Genomic DNA, 14,936 nt, shown 5'->3' on the forward strand with positions numbered 1-14,936 from the left:
CTTCCCGACGCCGACAGGCACCGGGCGATCCAGCGGGATCACGGCTTGCGCTCGACGTCCTTCCTGTCGGCCTCGGCCGGCGTCCGGCGAGCCCGCTCGCGGATGCGGCGTTCCAGCGGCGCACCGACGAACAGGACGAGCATTGCAAGGCTCACCCCGCCGATGATGAGCGGCCACACTGCCAACCCCGCTGCCGCGCCGATCGTGGCCGTCACCCAGATGCACGCGGCGGTCGCCAATCCATGCACTTCCTGACCCTGGCCGACCCGCAGCACCGCGCCGGCACCGATGAAACCGACGCCTGTCAGAATGCCCTGCATCGCCCGCCCTGCGGCGTCGGCGTTTACATTTGGCAGGCCACTATGCACGACCGCCTGCACGGCGATGCAGCTCGCCAGACCGACCAGACCCAGCGTTCGCAAGCCCATGATCTGCCGGTTCTCGCGCGAGCGTTCCCAGCCGAGCACCATCCCGGCCGCGGTCGCCACCACCAGCCGCCCGATCGCATCGATCCAGAAGCCGATGTCCGATGCCGCTGACGCTTCGATCATTCGACCAGCACGTGGACGTGATGCCAGGCGGTGCACAGATATCCGGCGAAGTTCCACATCGTGTCCGGCCGTTCGGGCTGTCCCTGTCCAGCCCCGTCGAAGGCGCGCACGACAAGGTGCTGGCGACCTTTGGCAAGCGTGGCGTCGAGGGTCCAGCGCCGCCAACCCCAGTGCGTCTCCGGATCATCGGCGAACGTCGCCTGTTGCCACTCGCGACCACCGTTTACCGACACTTCGACCCGAGAGACGCGGCGATCATAGGCGATGGCATAGCCCTCGATCCGCACCTCCCCGGCCGGCAGGCTTTCGCCAGAGCCGGGCACGCAGATCGCGGCGTTGAGCGGCATGGCGTTGATCGTCAGACCCTGGCTCCAGTCGACGGTGTCGCTCGTCACATCGGCGGGAAACAGCTTGTAGTCGTGCGCCTGGATCGGTGCGTCGGAAGGCGTGTCTCGCACCTCGATCCGTGTCAGCCATTTGGCGCTGCGCACGCCTGCATAGCCCGGCACCACCATGCGGAGCGGGGCGCCATGTTCGGGCGTCAGCGGCTCGCCGTTCATCGCCCAGGCAATGAGGACGTCGGGTTGCCGCGCCTTGTCCATGGCGATCGAGACCCCGAACAAGGCTTCTTCGCCCTCCACGTCCACCTCGTCGGCGCCGGTGAACGCCACGAACAGGTTGGACGCATCAGGCGCGCCAACTGCATCGAGCACATCGGCCAGGCGTACGCCGGTCCACTCCGCATTGCCAATCGCGCCGACATCCCAAGGATCGCCCGACGTCTTGCCGACCTGCTGGAGGTCCGTGCGCCGGTTACCCGCGCATTGGAGCACGGCTGTCACCGAGTGCGTGGAAAACGTAGCTTTCAGTTCCTCTACCGAGAAAGAGCGGCTCGCCATGCCCGTCCCGCTCACCTCGATCCGATGATTGGCGGGCAGATCCGGCACTGGCCCGTGGCTGCGCACGTAGAACAGCGCCTGCGGCGTCAGGAACCGCTCGATCAACGCACTGGGCGTCGGCTCGGCGTTGTAGGGATCGGATTTGCGCTCGATCATATCGGTCATGGACGAACAAACGCCGCAAGCGCGCGGATCGCTTCAAGTCTTCAAGACCATCACAGACGAAAGGCTGCCGATCGTTCCGATATCCAGATTGGAATGAGCAGATCAAACGGTTGGTCGTATCGATCAGATTGCGCGATATAAGCTGCATGACCCTGGAGCAGCTCAGAATATTCGTCGGTGTCGCGGAGCGCGAACACGTCACCAAGGCAGCGGAGGTGCTGAACGTCACGCAGTCTGCTGCCTCCGGCGCGATTGCTGCCCTCGAAGCGCGCTACGGGGTTCCTCTGTTTCACCGCGTCGGGCGTGGCATCCAGCTGACCGAAGCAGGCCGCGGCTTTCTGGAGGAAGCGCGCGCGGTGCTGGGGCGGGCAGCGCATGCCGAGACGATGCTGGCGGACTATGCCGGGCTTGCCCGTGGTTCATTGCGGATCGTCGCCAGCCAGACGATCGCGAGCTACTGGTTGCCGGCAAAGCTCGCCGCCTTCCACGAACGCCACCCGCAGATCGCGGTTGAGCTCGCGATCGACAACACCGAAGGTGCGGCAGCGCAGGTCCTGAGCGGCGCGGCGGAACTCGGCTTTGTCGAGGGCGAGGTGGACGAACCGGCACTCGCCCACTGGACTGTCGGGCGTGATCCGATGGTGCTGGTCGGCCGCGAGGACGCCGAACGTGTCGACGAGGCCTGGCTGCGCACTGAACGCTGGATCGTCCGTGAGCTGGGATCCGGTACGCGCTCGACCTTCGAGGACGTGCTGCGAACGCGCGGGTTTGATCCGGCCCAGCTGACGATAGCGATGACGCTGCCGTCCAACGAGGCGGTGCGTACCGCGGTCGAGGCCGGTGCCGGCGTTGCCGTCTTGTCGCGATTGGTCGTAGCTCGTGCGCTCAAGGCCGGTGACCTTGTCGAGCTGCCGCTCGGGCTGCCCGACCGCGCCTTTCACGCGCTGCGCCACAAGGAACGCTATCGCACCCGCGCGGCCGACGCGCTGACGGACCTCATCAAGGAGCAGGTCGCATGACTGCCGACACGCACTCCGTTCTGAGCGGCCTCAAGCCGCTCAGCCGGCTCGATCACCCCCGCGAGATGATCCGCCAGTTCACGCCCAACTGGTTCGCCGCGACGATGGGCACGGGCATCCTCGCGCTCGCACTGCCGCAGGTACCCGGCATTGGACCCTCGCTGAAGCCATTCGGCGAGGTGTTGTGGTTCTTCAACATCGCACTCTTCGCGCTGTTCGCCGGCCTCTATGGCGCGCGCTGGGTGATGTTCGGGCATGAGGCGCGGCGCATCTTCGGGCACAACACCGTGTCAATGTTCATCGGGACCATCCCGATGGGGCTGGCGACAATCATCAACGGCTGCCTCGCCTTCGGCATCGCGCGGTTCGGGAATGGCATCGTACCGGTCGCGCAGGTCTTGTGGTGGATCGACGTCGCCATGTCGCTCGCCTGCGGCGTGCTGATCCCGTACCTGATGTTCACCCGCCACGAGCATAGCCTGGACGGCATGACCGCGGTATGGCTGCTGCCGGTCGTCGCTGCCGAAGTGGCGGGTGCCAGCGGCGGGCTGCTCGCGCCGCATCTGGCCGATCCCCACGCGCAGCTAGTCACGCTTGCGACCTCCTATGTGCTGTGGGCCTATTCAGTGCCGGTCGCGTTTGGCATCCTCGCCATCCTCATCCTGCGCATGGCACTCCACAAGTTGCCGCATGAAAGCATGGCGGCATCCTCCTGGCTGGCGCTGGGGCCGATCGGCACGGGTGCTCTGGGCATGCTGGTGCTCGGCGCGGATGCGCCGGCGATCCTCACCGCGCACGGGCTAGCCGGCGTCGGCACCGTCGCGCAGGGGATCGGCGTTGTCGCCGGGCTCTGCCTGTGGGGTTTCGGCCTGTGGTGGCTGGCGCTCGCGACGCTTATCACCATCCGCTACTGGCGCGCTGGTGTGCCGTTCAACCTGGGCTGGTGGGGCTATACCTTTCCGCTCGGCGTCTACACCGTCGCCACCTTCCGCCTCGGCACGACGCTGAACCTCGGCTTCTTCGGCATAGCTGGCACGGTGCTGACAGTCGCGCTTGCGGCGATGTGGCTGCTGGTCGGTGCCAAGACGCTGGCTGGCGCATGGCGGGGCAACCTGTTCGTCTCGCCCTGCATCGCCACCCCGAACTGATCCGCCGTGGTGATCGGATCAGTCGGTTCGATCACTTGCAGAACGCCCCTTCGATCCGCCAGCGTGGCTGGCCACAGGAGAGCCTTGTCATGGACAATTTCGACGCCGGGCTGGCGAGTGAGACCAGCCGTCGCCGCTTTCTTAGGCATGCCGCGCTCGGCAGCGCCGGCCTTGCCGCAGCACCTGCGCTGGCACAGCAGCTCGTCGACCTGAAGCTGCCTGGCGGCAATGCCGAACGGCCGATGACCAGCGCCTTTCCCGGCAAGGGCAGCATGATCCTCCAGCGTGTCCATCCGCCTTTGCTGGAAACGCCGATGGACGTGTTCGACAAGTCGGTGTTCACGCCCAACGACCAGTTCTTCGTCCGCTGGCACTGGGCCGATATCCCGACCTCGATCGATGTCGAGACTTTCCGCCTCAACGTCTTCGGCCACGTCAACCGGCCGCTGTCGATCAGCCTCGCTCAGCTGCTGCGCCTTCCACGGGTCGAAATGGCGGCGGTCAATCAGTGCTCGGGCAACAGTCGCGGGCTATTCCAGCCGCGCGTCGCCGGCGCGCAATGGGGCAATGGCGCGATGGGCAACGCCAAGTGGCTCGGCGTTCGCCTGCGCGACGTGCTCGACCTCGCCGGGGTCAAGGCAGGCGCGGTGCAGGTGCGCTTCGGCGCTCTCGATCAGCCGGTCGTGGCGGGCGCTCCTGACTTCGAGAAGGCACTCGACATCGACCATGCCCGCGACGGCGAGGTCATGATCGCCTTCGGCATGAACGGCGAGCAACTGCCGCTCCTCAACGGCTTTCCCTGCCGGCTGATCGTGCCGGGCTGGTACTCGACCTATTGGGTCAAGATGCTGAACGCGATCGAGGTACTGCCCGGCCCTGACGACCAGTATTGGATGGCCAAGGCCTACAAGATCCCCGCGACACCCGGCGCGAATGTCGCCCCCGGTGCCAAGGACTTCCCGACCGTACCGATCAATCGCATGATCCCGCGTAGCTGGATGACCAGCCTGCCCGATGGTCAGGCGATCGCCTATGAAGCGTCGATCCCGGTCGGCGGCATCGCAATGGGCGGCGATTGCGGCGTCGCCAAGGTCGATGTGTCGTCGGACGGTGGCCGCACCTGGTACAGGACGACGCTCGGAGCGGACGAGGGCAGGTACAGCTTCCGGCGCTGGGACGGGCGGGTGCCGCTGAGACGCGGGCCTAACCCCATCATGGTGCGCTGCTGGAACACCAACGGTGTCGCTCAGCCGATGAAGCCGATCTGGAATCCCGGCGGGTTCATGCGCGGCAACATTGAAACCACCACCATCATCGCGGCCTGAGGAGCGAGCAAATCATGAAGACTCCGTCTCCCGGCGTGATGGCTGCTGGCCTGATCGGCCTGACCGGCATCATCCTCGTCTCGATCGGCGCGCCGAGCAGCCGCAAGGCGCCCGTTCCGATCTCCGAGATGTCTGAGCCGGCACCGGCCGCCAGCGTGTCAGCGCGCGGCTTCTCGCTTGCCTCGACCAGCGTCGACCTGCCGGCCGACGACGCGACCTACCCCGACGGTCCGCACGCCGACGTCATCAATGCCAATTGCACCTCGTGCCACTCAGCCAGCATGGCGCTGACCCAGCCTGCGCTATCGGCGGATCAGTGGAAGGCGACCGTCACCAAGATGCGTGAGGTGTATAAGGCGCCAGTGGCCGAGAAGGACGTCGATGCGATCGTTGCTTATCTCACCGCTATGCCGAGCCAGAAGGTGGCACCCGCGATCGGCAAGGCGCAGGACCCGGACCCCAAAGTGGCTCCTGATGTCTCAGGTGGAACCGGCTAACCGATCTACTTCCATAATCCCGAAATACCATCGTTTTTGAGACGCTGGCAGGCGTAGCTCCGGGTCATCCTGTTTGCTGGCGGACATACTCGCCGAGGCCGCGCGCGACGAGTTCGTCGTTGGAGAGGCGAGGGCCTCGCTTCAGGCGCTGATTGCCGAGTTTGCGGCGGTCCAGCTTCGGCCCGGGTAGTACGGGCGAGGGGGCCTTGAACACCCCGCCGGGCTGAGCGGTACGCGCCGGTTCCTTGTTGTTGCGCCTCGCGTGGTGCGGCTGCACCTGCTGAATGGCGTGGGCGAGCGCCAAGGCAGCGTCGAGGTGCTTGTTGTCGACTACCGGCGCCTGGTTCACCCGGCGCATCTTGTCGAAGATCCGATAGGGCAGGGCCTCACCCTCGTGCTGGATCTCAAGCCGTCCGTCCGGGTACTCGCACACGTCGACCTTCTTGCGCGCAAGCCCCTGTGCGACCGGGGTCGGCTCCAGGATGAACATCGCCTTGTTGTAGTGCAGGGTGAGGGCGCCGGTGACGGTGCGCTGCTCGCGCCAGACCATCTCGGCTTCGAGGTTCTCGTGGATGGCGAGCGGCCGATGCAGATCGCGCGGATCGAAGGGCGCCTTGGCGAACCGCTGATTGTGCTGCGCCATATAGGAGGGGAGGAAGGCGCTGGCTTGGTCGATGGTGTTGATGCGATGAAGCCGCATGGCCTTTACGAGCCGGTCCTGCAGCGTCGCGTTGGCCCGCTCTACACGCCCCTTCGCCTGCGGTGAGTTCGCGCAGATCAGGTCGATGTTCAGCCGGTCGAGCGCGCGTCCGAGATGGGTCATCCCGTCGCCATTCGCCGAGGCCGTGTTGTTGCGGAACGCACTGTGCTTGTCCGTGTAGAAGGCGACCGGCTTGCCGTGCCGCTCGAGGTACGTCCGCGTCGCGCGCATGTAGGAGAAGGTGCTTTCGCTCTCGACCATCTCGAGGTGCATCAGCTCGCTCGTGGCGTCGTCGATGAACACCAGCAGCGTGCATTGCGGGCCGCGGTCCTCGAACCACCAGTGTCTCGAGCCGTCGACCTGGACCAGTTCGCCGCGACAGTCGCGCCGGTAGCGGGGCTGATACGGGCGAGGGCGCCTGGCGGCACGGTCCTTCCAAAGGCCGGCTTCCATCATGATCTGCCGCAGCGTCTCGCACGACAGGCCAAGGCCATGGCGCTCGGCAAGGTACTCGCGCGCGAGCGTCGGCCCGAAGTCGGCATAGTTTTCTCGCACCAGCGCGACCACCTGGGCGCGGAAGGCATCACTGTAGCGCCGGTTGCTTGGCCGCCCGCGCTTGCGCGACACGAGGCCCGCAGCGCCTTCCTGTCGAAGGCGGTAGAGCAGCCGGTAGATTTGCCGCCGTTGGAGGCCCAGCAGCTCCATCGCGTCCACCATCCGGATCTCGCCGCGGTCGAGCCGCATCAGCGTGTCGAACCGGGTAATCTCTGCAGCACTCATCGTCAGCACCGTCATACCATGCGCGTCCTCGTTGCCGAGGAAGGCTATGACACCGGCGACGCGCTGACAGCACCGGCAGTGCCGTTTCTATCTAGCGGAGTGGTGTCATTTGTATCTGGCGCCTACACTAAACAAAAATCTCTGTTCCCGCGATTTAGAGAAGACATAATCGTCACCAGATAGAAATGACACCGTCTGGTAGCAGCGGGGGCAGCGTGGAGCCATCCAAACAGCGCAGCGCTGCCCCCGCTGATGCCATTACCTCACGGCTCCTGACCCCGGACCCGCTGCGCCAGCAGCGGGCTTGGTTACCCTGGTTTTCACGCGGCTGACCTTTCCCGAAACTCCATGTCCGATGCCGCATTCCGGGAAAATACAATCGGGAACATATTTCGGGAAAATCAGCCCCGGAGCCGCGAGGCGTAGCCGGTTTGCGGCCCAGGATCTCGATCGACCTTCCCAATCGGGAATGTCGGGGGCGAGCCTTGGCTGGGGAGGCGTTGTAACCCATCTCCGTCCCGCTTCGTAAGCGCTCCCAAAGGGGAGATTTATGACGACTAGCTACGTTCCGAACGACGCCACCACCATCGCTGCGTTGCGATGGTCGATCGTCATCGTTTTCGCATTATTCGGCATCGCCAAGTTCGCGGCATATGAGGCCGAGGGCGTGGCAAAGATCGCAAGCCACTATCCGCTCTTTAGCTGGATGTATCCGATCTGGGGCGAGCGTGGCGCAAGCAACGTCATCGGTACTATCGAGTTGCTGACAGGAGCAATGATCGCGCTCGGCGCTCGCTATCCGTTCGCAAGCCTCGCCGGCGGTGCGATGGGCGTATTCACCTTTTGCGTCACGCTCAGCTTCTCATTGGGTGCGCCCGCGTTCTGGCAGGCGGGATACGGCGCTCCGTTTCTCGGGTCGACCGGCCAGTTCCTGATGAAGGACGCCGTGCTGCTGGCAGCCTGTTACGCACTCGCGGTCGACGGACAACGCCGAATGCCGCGCGGCGACTGACGCACGCGGTCACCAGCGCAGGAGCCTTGGACCCATCAGCGCTCCTACGCTGGCGGCGAGGGCAATTCCTAGTGTGTACCAGGTAAGCACGAAGATGGCCGATACCTCGGGGCAGTGAAGGCAGTAGATCGTCGCCGCCCATCCCCCGGCGCTCAGTCCCGCTGCAGCACCGGCGGCCCTGAAGTGTGTCGGCGCGAGACGCCGGAACGACCACAGCAATCCGGCGAAGATCGGGATCGACAGGGTCAGGACGTGCCACGGACAGCTCCGCCAGCTTTGGCCCAGCCACATCGCCAGCCAGTCGCCAGAGGGCGTCGAGGCGAGTTCGACCACCCCGACGCCTGCCAGGAGGAGCGCCGGCACCGCCAGCAGCCATAGGCCGCGCGGGACGCTCGCGTCCGGACGAGCCAGCTTCACCGCCGTGGACATCGCCACCATCGCGATCGACAGGGTGTAGGCGGCCTTGATCCAGAAGGACGATCCTTGCATCGCCGCATCCAGATCGGGGCGAACGCCGATCGTGGCGCCCATGTAGAGAGCCGCAAGGACGCATCCGGTCGCGATCCCGATGGCGATGCGCCGCGCGACGGCGTTAGGCGGCACACGCGCTACGTCGCGGCTGAGCTGTCGGATCAACTGTTCGGTGCTCTCAGTGCTCATTGCCGTCACCCTTTCAGCCGGGCGGCGAGCGCACGAAGGCCGCGATGCACGGAAATCTTGACGTCGGACTCCCCGATCCCGGCTCGGGTAGCGGCCTCCGCGATGCTTTGTCCGTCGATATGCGTGTCCCGAATGGCTCGCGACTGCTTGGGCGGCAGCGTGCCCAGCAGACGGGCGACATCGATCCGGGCATTCGCGGATGCTTCGAAACCCTCCGTCACCAGCATTGCCTCCACGTCCTCGATCGGGATGTGCCGGCGCTGTCGGCGCAGGTGATCGATCATGCGATAGCGTGCGATGGCATAGAGCCACGCCGTGAAGGGGCGGCCGCGATCCCAGGTCGCCCGGCGGCCATGCACGGCGATCAAGGTTTCCTGCACCAGGTCATCCACTTCGTTGCTGCCGGCGAGCCGCCGGCGATAAAAACGTTCCAGCAGCGGGACGAGCGCGCGCAGTAGCGCAGCGTGAGCGGCAGCGTCGCCATCCAGCCCCCCGATCATCAATGCCTTGAGCTGATCTTCGCTTTGCCCCATCTACACCCCGCAACGCCGCGTCGATCAGTATCGAGCGGGATATTGCGAATGATCAAGGGGCATAGCGTCCAAGCATAGTCCGGAACGACCAGCGTTCGTCACCGGCACCTGTTCGTCGTCCATGCAGTCCTACCCTCCAACGCGCCGGTGCACGGACTACGCGGGAGCGCGGCGTTTGGTTACAACGGCATCTTTTCATTCATGTGCCGTGTAACCGGCTTCCTGGTTGTCCCGTAGTGACAGGAACCATCAAGGGAGGTCACCGATGCGTTCCATGTTTCTGTCCGTCGCCGTCATCGCCGCGCCCATCACGATCGCGGCGCCCGCCCATGCGGCACCGACCGTCAAACCGTTCAATCAGGCCGCGTTCGATGCAGCGCAGAAGGCGGGCAAGCCGATCCTTGTCTGGGTCCATGCCCCGTGGTGCCCGGTATGCCGTCAGCAGGCAAAGACGATCGAGCGTGTCATCGCCGAACCCGCCTATCGCGACATGCAGGTCTTCCGGATCGACTATGACACGCAGAAGCCGCTTTGGCAGAAGTTCGGCGCGACGATGCAGTCGACCCTGATCGGCTTTCGCGGCAAGCGCGAAACCGGCCGCATCGCTCACGAGACCAACGATGCCAAGGTATCCGCGGTGATCCGCGGCGCGCTGGCCTGATCCTCTAATGGCCTCGGCGTTGAACCCCGCGCTCGCCTATGTGGCGGGCGCGCTCACCATCCTGTCGCCGTGCGTGCTGCCGCTGGTACCGATCGTCCTGTCGTCGGCGGCGCAGCGTCACCGCTTCGCGCCCGTGGCACTTGCGGCGGGACTGGTGCTGGCGTTCACCGCGACCGGCTTCGTCGTCGCCGCGTTCGGGCAGGCGCTCGGGATCGATACGCTTGTCGTCCGGAACGCCGGCGCGATCATCCTGTGCCTGGTGGGCATCGTCCTGCTGATACCTCGCCTTCAGGACGGGCTTTCACGGATCGCCACGCCTGCCGCAGCCTGGGCGAGCCGACAGCAAAGCGCACTCGACGACCGCGCCGGGTTGTGGGGTCAAGCGCTGATCGGGGCATTGCTCGGCATCGTCTGGGCACCCTGTGTCGGCCCCACGCTCGGCGCGGCGGTGGCGCTGGCGGCGGAAGGGAAGGATCTGGGCGAAGTAGCGCTGGTGATGGCGGCCTTCGGACTAGGTATCTCCACCGTGCTGCTGGTCATCGCCTTTGCCGCTCGCGGCGCGCTCGCCCGCTGGCGGGGGCGGATGATGGCAGCGGGCGGTCGCGGCAAGATCGTGCTTGGAGGACTGCTGTTAATCGTCGGCATTTTCATCCTGACAGGGGTGGATCGCCAACTCGAAGCCTTCCTACTCGATCATCTGCCCGACCGGGTAACCGAATGGTCGACCGCCTTTTAACATTCGTACTCTCCCACCGAGGCACTCTGCATGACGCACAACATCCTCTCCCTGCTGTCCCTGTTAGCGCTGGCCGGCTGCGGGCAGGCGCCCGCCGGAGCTGCCGCACAGCCCCGCCCGGTCAAACCACTCGTCGTCGGGACGCCCGCCGCGCCTGTGGTGGTCGAACTGTTCCAAAGCCAAGGCTGCTCGTCCTGCCCGCCTGCCAACGCCAACGTGAACGCCATTGCGGATGCGCCGGGCGTGCTCGCCTTATCCTTCGCCGTGACCTACTGGGATCGGCTCGGCTGGAAGGACACTTTCGGCTCCCCCGCCTGGACCGCGCGGCAATGGGACTATGCGCGTGCCGCTGGTCGCCCACAGGTGGCGACACCGCAGGTGATCATCAACGGCGGGCCCACTATCGTTGGCAGCAATCGTGCCCAGCTCGAAGCGGCTATACAGCGCGCCGGCCCTGCGCGTGGCGGTCCTGCCATATCGGTGCGCAATGGAGCCCTGACTCTGGCTGCCGGCAAAGACGTTCCATCGACGATCTGGCTGGTCCGCTACGATCCGCGGACGGTCGAGGTGCCGATCCGCGCCGGAGAGAATGGGGGGCGGACGCTCCCCCACCGCAATATCGTGCGGGAATTGGTAAAGCTGGGCAATTGGTCCGGCGCGGTGACGGAGTTGCCGCTGCCCAGCGCACCCCGCGGGCTGAGCTCCGCCGTTCTGGTGCAGCAGGGTACGGGCGGGCCGATCACCGCAGCGCGCAAGCTGTAAGCCGTTGGCGGTGCCGTCCGCGGCTGGGGATCGGCCGAGTTAGCGAGGCTGCACATCGGCCGACGATATTTCATCGGCCGTGTAACTCCGGCCGGTCAGCGATCGAAGTTGGGATTATGATGATGGGAATTTTCCACTCCATGCGCTCGACACGCCGGACCGGCGCTTGGGCAGACCACCCGGATGCAGGCCCCGGGTTACAAAACCCTCGCGACTATCGGCACGAAGCCGATGGTGTGCGGTACCGAGGAGGCTGCAGATGATCGAGCCGCTATCGACTTCAGCCACCGAGACCCGCGAGCGTGCAGAGCACGGCGGCGAACTGGTGTACCGGCATCGATTGCCGACAAGGCTTTGGCATTGGACCAATGCGGTGGCGATCATCGTCCTGCTAATGAGCGGGTTGATGATCTCGAACGCCCACCCGCACCTTTATTGGGGTGAGTATGGCGCGAATTTCGATCAGCCGTGGTGGTCTCCGCCGCGCTTTCCGGGCTGGGCAACAATCCCCTCAACATACAATCTGGCGCTTGCTCGCCACTGGCATCTGTTCTTCGCTTGGATTCTCGCGTTTGGCCTGCTTGCTCATCTGGTCATCAGTCTGGTCAACCGGCACATCCAGCGTGACCTGACGCTACGGCGCAGCGAACTTGCTCCTTCCCACCTCTGGCAAGACGTGAAGGATCATGCGCGCCTAAAATTCCCCACTGGTCAAGAAGCGCTCCGGTATAACGTCCTACAGAAGATCGCGTATATTTCGATCGTATTCGTCGTTATCCCGCTGCTGATCCTGACCGGGCTGAGCTTGTCTCCCGGATTCAACGCAGTCATGCACTGGCCGCTCGATCTTTTGGGCGGTCGCTCGTCGGCCCGCTCTCTGCATTTCATTTGCGCTGGTATCATAGCTGCGTTCATCGTCGTTCACCTGACTTTGGTGCTACTGGCGGGTCCGATCAACGAGGTCCGTTCGATGTTGACCGGCTGGTTCCGAGTGCCACCCGATCCCGACAAACATATCGCCAAGCTCAAGCGGACCTTGGACACGCAATGACAACGATTCTCACACGCCGCGCTCTTGTCGGCAGCCTTGCAGCCGGCGCCGGCACGATACTCTCAGGCTGCGACCGTCTAGGGCAAAATGAGCAATTTCGCGCGCTCCTCGCATCCGGCGAGCGGGGCAACTATGCCTTTCAGAGGCTATTGCAGGACCGGACGGCGCTAGCTGAGGAGTTCGCTCCTTCGCAGCGCTCGCCCGTTTTTCGAGCGAATGGCACCCGGATGCCGGGCGGAACCGATTATGCACGGCATCTTGCCGTCAACTTCAACGATTGGCGGCTGGTGGTCGACGGCGCTGTCGCTAACCCGCAAGCCTTTTCGCTCGACCAGATCAGGGCGATGCCGACCCGAACCCAGATCACACGTCATGACTGCGTGGAGGGCTGGAGCGCGATCGCGAAATGGCACGGTGTGCCCCTAAAGCTGTTGCTGGATCGCGCAGGTGTCAGTCCGCAAGCCCGTTTTATCGTGTTTCATTGTGCCGACCCACAGACCAACGGGACCATGTACTATGAATCGATCGACCGGATCGACGCCGTTCATCCGCAGACGATCCTGGCTTGGGGGATCAACGACCAGCTGCTTCCGGTCCAGAACGGCGCGCCGTTACGTCTCAGGGTAGAGCGGCAGCTCGGCTATAAACACGCGAAATATGTCCAGCGGATCGAGGCGGTCCCAAGCCTTGCCGGCATCTATGGCGGCAAGGGTGGGTATTGGGAGGATGCTGCAGGATATGAGTGGTACGCAGGACTCTGAGAGATCGCGATCACACGATAAATTTCTATGCTGGCGGTGGTTTGGACGTTGAACGTGTCCGACATTCCGCCAGCGAAAGCTGACATTCCCGTTTCACCATCCTTTGTGAGACGCTGGCAGGGGCGCCATGCAGTTATCCCGTCTGTTGGCGGACATACTCGCCCAAGCCGCGCGCGACGAGTTCGTCGTTGGAGAGGCGGGGGCCTCGCTTCAGGCGCTGATTGCCAAGTTTGCGGCGGTCCAGCTTCGGCCCGGGTGGTACGGGCGAGGGGGCCTTGAACACCCCGCCGGGCTGAGCGGTACGCGCCGGTTCGTTGTTGTTGCGCTTCGCGTGGTGCGGCTGCACCTGCTGGATGGCATGGGCGAGCGCCAGCGCCGCGTCGAGGTGCTTGTTGTCGACCACCGGTGCCTGGTTCACGCGGCGCATCTTGTCGAAGACGCGATAAGGCAGGACCTCGCCCTCGTGCTGGATCTCGAGGCGGCCGTCCGGGTATTCGCACACATCCACCTTCTTGCGCGCTAGCCCCTGAGCGACCGGGGTCGGCTCCAGGATGAACATGGCCTTGTTGTAGTGCAGGGTGAGGGCGCCGGTGACGGTGCGCTGCTCGCGCCAGACCATCTCGGCTTCAAGGTTCTCGTGGATGGCCAGCGGTCGGTGCAGATCGCGCGGGTCGAACGGCGCCTTGGCGAACCGCTGGTTGTGTTGCGCCATATAGGAGGGGAGGAAGGCGTTGGCTTCGTCGATGGTGTTGATGCGGTGGAGCCGCATCGCCTTGACGAGCCGGTCCTGCAGCGTCGCGTTGGCCCGCTCGACGCGCCCCTTCGCTTGCGGCGAGTTCGCGCAGATCAGATCGATGTTCAGCCGGTCCAGTGCCCGCCCGAGATGGGTCATCCCGTCGCCGTTCGCCGAGGCTGTGTTGTTGCGGAACGCGCTGTGCTTGTCCGTGTAGAAGGCGACCGGCTTGCCGTGCCGCTCGAGGTACGTCCGCGTCGCGCGCATGTAGGAAAAGGTGCTTTCGCTCTCGACCATCTCGAGGTGCATCAGCTCGCTCGTCGCGTCGTCGATGAACACCAGCAGCGTGCATTGCGGGCCGCGGTCCTCGAACCACCAGTGTTTCGAGCCGTCGACCTGGACCAGTTCGCCGCGACAGTCGCGCCGATAGCGGGGTTGGTAGGGGCGCGGGCGCCTGGCCGCGCGGTCTTTCCAAAGGCCCGCCTCCATCATGATCTGACGCAACGTCTCACACGAGAGGCCCAAGCCGTGCCGCTCCGCAAGGTATTCGCGCGCGAGCGTCGGCCCGAAGTCGGCATAGTTTTCCCGCACGAGAGCGACGACCTCGGCGCGAAAGGCGTCGCTGTAGCGGCGGTTGCTCGGGCGTCCGCGCTTGCGCGACACGAGTCCAGCAGCGCCTTCCTGTCGAAGGCGATCGAGCAGCCGGTAGATTTGCCGCCGCTGGAGGCCAAGAAGCTCCATCGCGTCCGGGATCCGGATCTCGCCGCGGTCGAGCCGCATCAGCGTGTCGAACCGGGTGATCTCAGCAGCACTCATCGTCAGCACCGTCATACCATGCGCGTCCTCGTTGCCGAGGAAGGCTATGACACCGGCGACCCACTGAAAGCACCGGCAGTGCCGTTTCTATCTAGCAGGACGGTGTCATTTGTATCTGGCGCCTACA

16 protein-coding genes are annotated in these 14,936 nt (G+C 64.8%); 10 read left to right on the forward strand and 6 right to left on the reverse strand.

The window, feature by feature from the left end:
• Positions 1–38 precede the first annotated feature (38 nt).
• Both AC1GI4_RS18530 and AC1GI4_RS18535 read right to left on the reverse strand, forming a co-directional pair.
• A complete protein-coding gene (locus AC1GI4_RS18530) occupies positions 39–551 on the reverse strand; it encodes an MgtC/SapB family protein (RefSeq protein WP_058733712.1) in 513 nt (170 codons plus the stop codon).
• On the reverse strand, positions 548–1,615 hold the full coding sequence (locus AC1GI4_RS18535; protein ID WP_097064887.1) for a molybdopterin-dependent oxidoreductase: 1,068 nt from the start codon (positions 1,613–1,615) through the stop codon (positions 548–550). Before AC1GI4_RS18535 ends, AC1GI4_RS18530 begins: the two co-directional genes overlap by 4 nt.
• A gap of 146 nt (positions 1,616–1,761) precedes the next feature.
• Between AC1GI4_RS18535 and AC1GI4_RS18540 the strand changes: the two genes are divergently transcribed.
• The 4 genes from AC1GI4_RS18540 to AC1GI4_RS18555 all read left to right on the forward strand — a co-directional run bounded on the left by AC1GI4_RS18540 (position 1,762) and on the right by AC1GI4_RS18555 (position 5,604).
• The gene (locus AC1GI4_RS18540) at positions 1,762–2,634 is read left to right on the forward strand and encodes a LysR family transcriptional regulator (protein WP_058733710.1); all 873 of its coding nucleotides are present in this window, start codon (positions 1,762–1,764) and stop codon (positions 2,632–2,634) included.
• Complete coding sequence (locus AC1GI4_RS18545) at positions 2,631–3,782, forward strand: TDT family transporter (protein WP_097064886.1); 1,152 nt, start codon at positions 2,631–2,633, stop codon at positions 3,780–3,782. The genes AC1GI4_RS18540 and AC1GI4_RS18545 overlap by 4 nt, the downstream gene beginning before the upstream one ends.
• Positions 3,783–3,871: 89 nt before the next feature.
• Entirely contained in the window at positions 3,872–5,107 is a 1,236-nt protein-coding gene (locus AC1GI4_RS18550; protein WP_058734566.1) for a molybdopterin-dependent oxidoreductase, read from the forward strand.
• A 14-nt stretch (positions 5,108–5,121) separates the two neighbouring features.
• Positions 5,122–5,604, forward strand: coding sequence for a c-type cytochrome (locus tag AC1GI4_RS18555; protein WP_170172095.1), 483 nt, complete (start codon positions 5,122–5,124; stop codon positions 5,602–5,604).
• 64 nt (positions 5,605–5,668) lie between these two features.
• On the opposite strand, the gene AC1GI4_RS18560 is transcribed toward AC1GI4_RS18555, so the two are convergent.
• Positions 5,669–7,099 carry an ISNCY family transposase gene (locus AC1GI4_RS18560; RefSeq protein ID WP_479630537.1) on the reverse strand — a complete coding sequence of 477 codons (1,431 nt, stop codon included), beginning with the start codon at positions 7,097–7,099 and terminating at the stop codon, positions 5,669–5,671.
• A gap of 535 nt (positions 7,100–7,634) precedes the next feature.
• Between AC1GI4_RS18560 and AC1GI4_RS18565 the strand changes: the two genes are divergently transcribed.
• Positions 7,635–8,096, forward strand: a complete 462-nt coding sequence (locus AC1GI4_RS18565) for a YkgB family protein (protein WP_066760141.1) — start codon at positions 7,635–7,637, stop codon at positions 8,094–8,096.
• Positions 8,097–8,105: 9 nt separating this feature from the next.
• Here the strand turns inward: AC1GI4_RS18565 and AC1GI4_RS18570 are convergent, their stop codons facing one another.
• Positions 8,106–8,756: a DUF1109 domain-containing protein gene (locus AC1GI4_RS18570; protein WP_066760187.1), complete on the reverse strand. Its 651-nt coding sequence runs from the start codon at positions 8,754–8,756 to the stop codon at positions 8,106–8,108.
• Between the two features lie 5 nt (positions 8,757–8,761).
• Positions 8,762–9,289, reverse strand: coding sequence for a sigma-70 family RNA polymerase sigma factor (locus AC1GI4_RS18575; RefSeq protein ID WP_066760140.1), 528 nt, complete (start codon positions 9,287–9,289; stop codon positions 8,762–8,764).
• Between the two features lie 265 nt (positions 9,290–9,554).
• On the opposite strand from AC1GI4_RS18575, the gene AC1GI4_RS18580 reads away from it, so the two are divergent.
• The 5 genes from AC1GI4_RS18580 (at position 9,555) to AC1GI4_RS18600 (ending at position 13,260) form a co-directional block, all read left to right on the forward strand.
• Entirely contained in the window at positions 9,555–9,950 is a 396-nt protein-coding gene (locus AC1GI4_RS18580) for a thioredoxin family protein (RefSeq protein WP_082731213.1), read from the forward strand.
• Between the two features lie 7 nt (positions 9,951–9,957).
• Complete coding sequence (locus tag AC1GI4_RS18585) at positions 9,958–10,686, forward strand: cytochrome c biogenesis CcdA family protein (RefSeq protein ID WP_066760139.1); 729 nt, start codon at positions 9,958–9,960, stop codon at positions 10,684–10,686.
• A 30-nt stretch (positions 10,687–10,716) separates the two neighbouring features.
• On the forward strand, positions 10,717–11,448 hold the full coding sequence (locus AC1GI4_RS18590; protein WP_066760138.1) for a DUF1223 domain-containing protein: 732 nt from the start codon (positions 10,717–10,719) through the stop codon (positions 11,446–11,448).
• A gap of 259 nt (positions 11,449–11,707) precedes the next feature.
• Positions 11,708–12,499, forward strand: coding sequence for a cytochrome b/b6 domain-containing protein (locus AC1GI4_RS18595; RefSeq protein WP_066760136.1), 792 nt, complete (start codon positions 11,708–11,710; stop codon positions 12,497–12,499).
• Positions 12,496–13,260 carry a molybdopterin-dependent oxidoreductase gene (locus AC1GI4_RS18600; protein ID WP_066760134.1) on the forward strand — a complete coding sequence of 255 codons (765 nt, stop codon included), beginning with the start codon at positions 12,496–12,498 and terminating at the stop codon, positions 13,258–13,260. The genes AC1GI4_RS18595 and AC1GI4_RS18600 overlap by 4 nt, the downstream gene beginning before the upstream one ends.
• 133 nt (positions 13,261–13,393) lie before the next feature.
• Here the strand turns inward: AC1GI4_RS18600 and AC1GI4_RS18605 are convergent, their stop codons facing one another.
• Entirely contained in the window at positions 13,394–14,824 is a 1,431-nt protein-coding gene (locus tag AC1GI4_RS18605) for an ISNCY family transposase (protein ID WP_066760133.1), read from the reverse strand.
• Between the last annotated feature and the right edge of the window lie 112 nt (positions 14,825–14,936).

The sequence above is a fragment of the Sphingomonas sp. 77B genome (genome assembly GCF_056497825.1).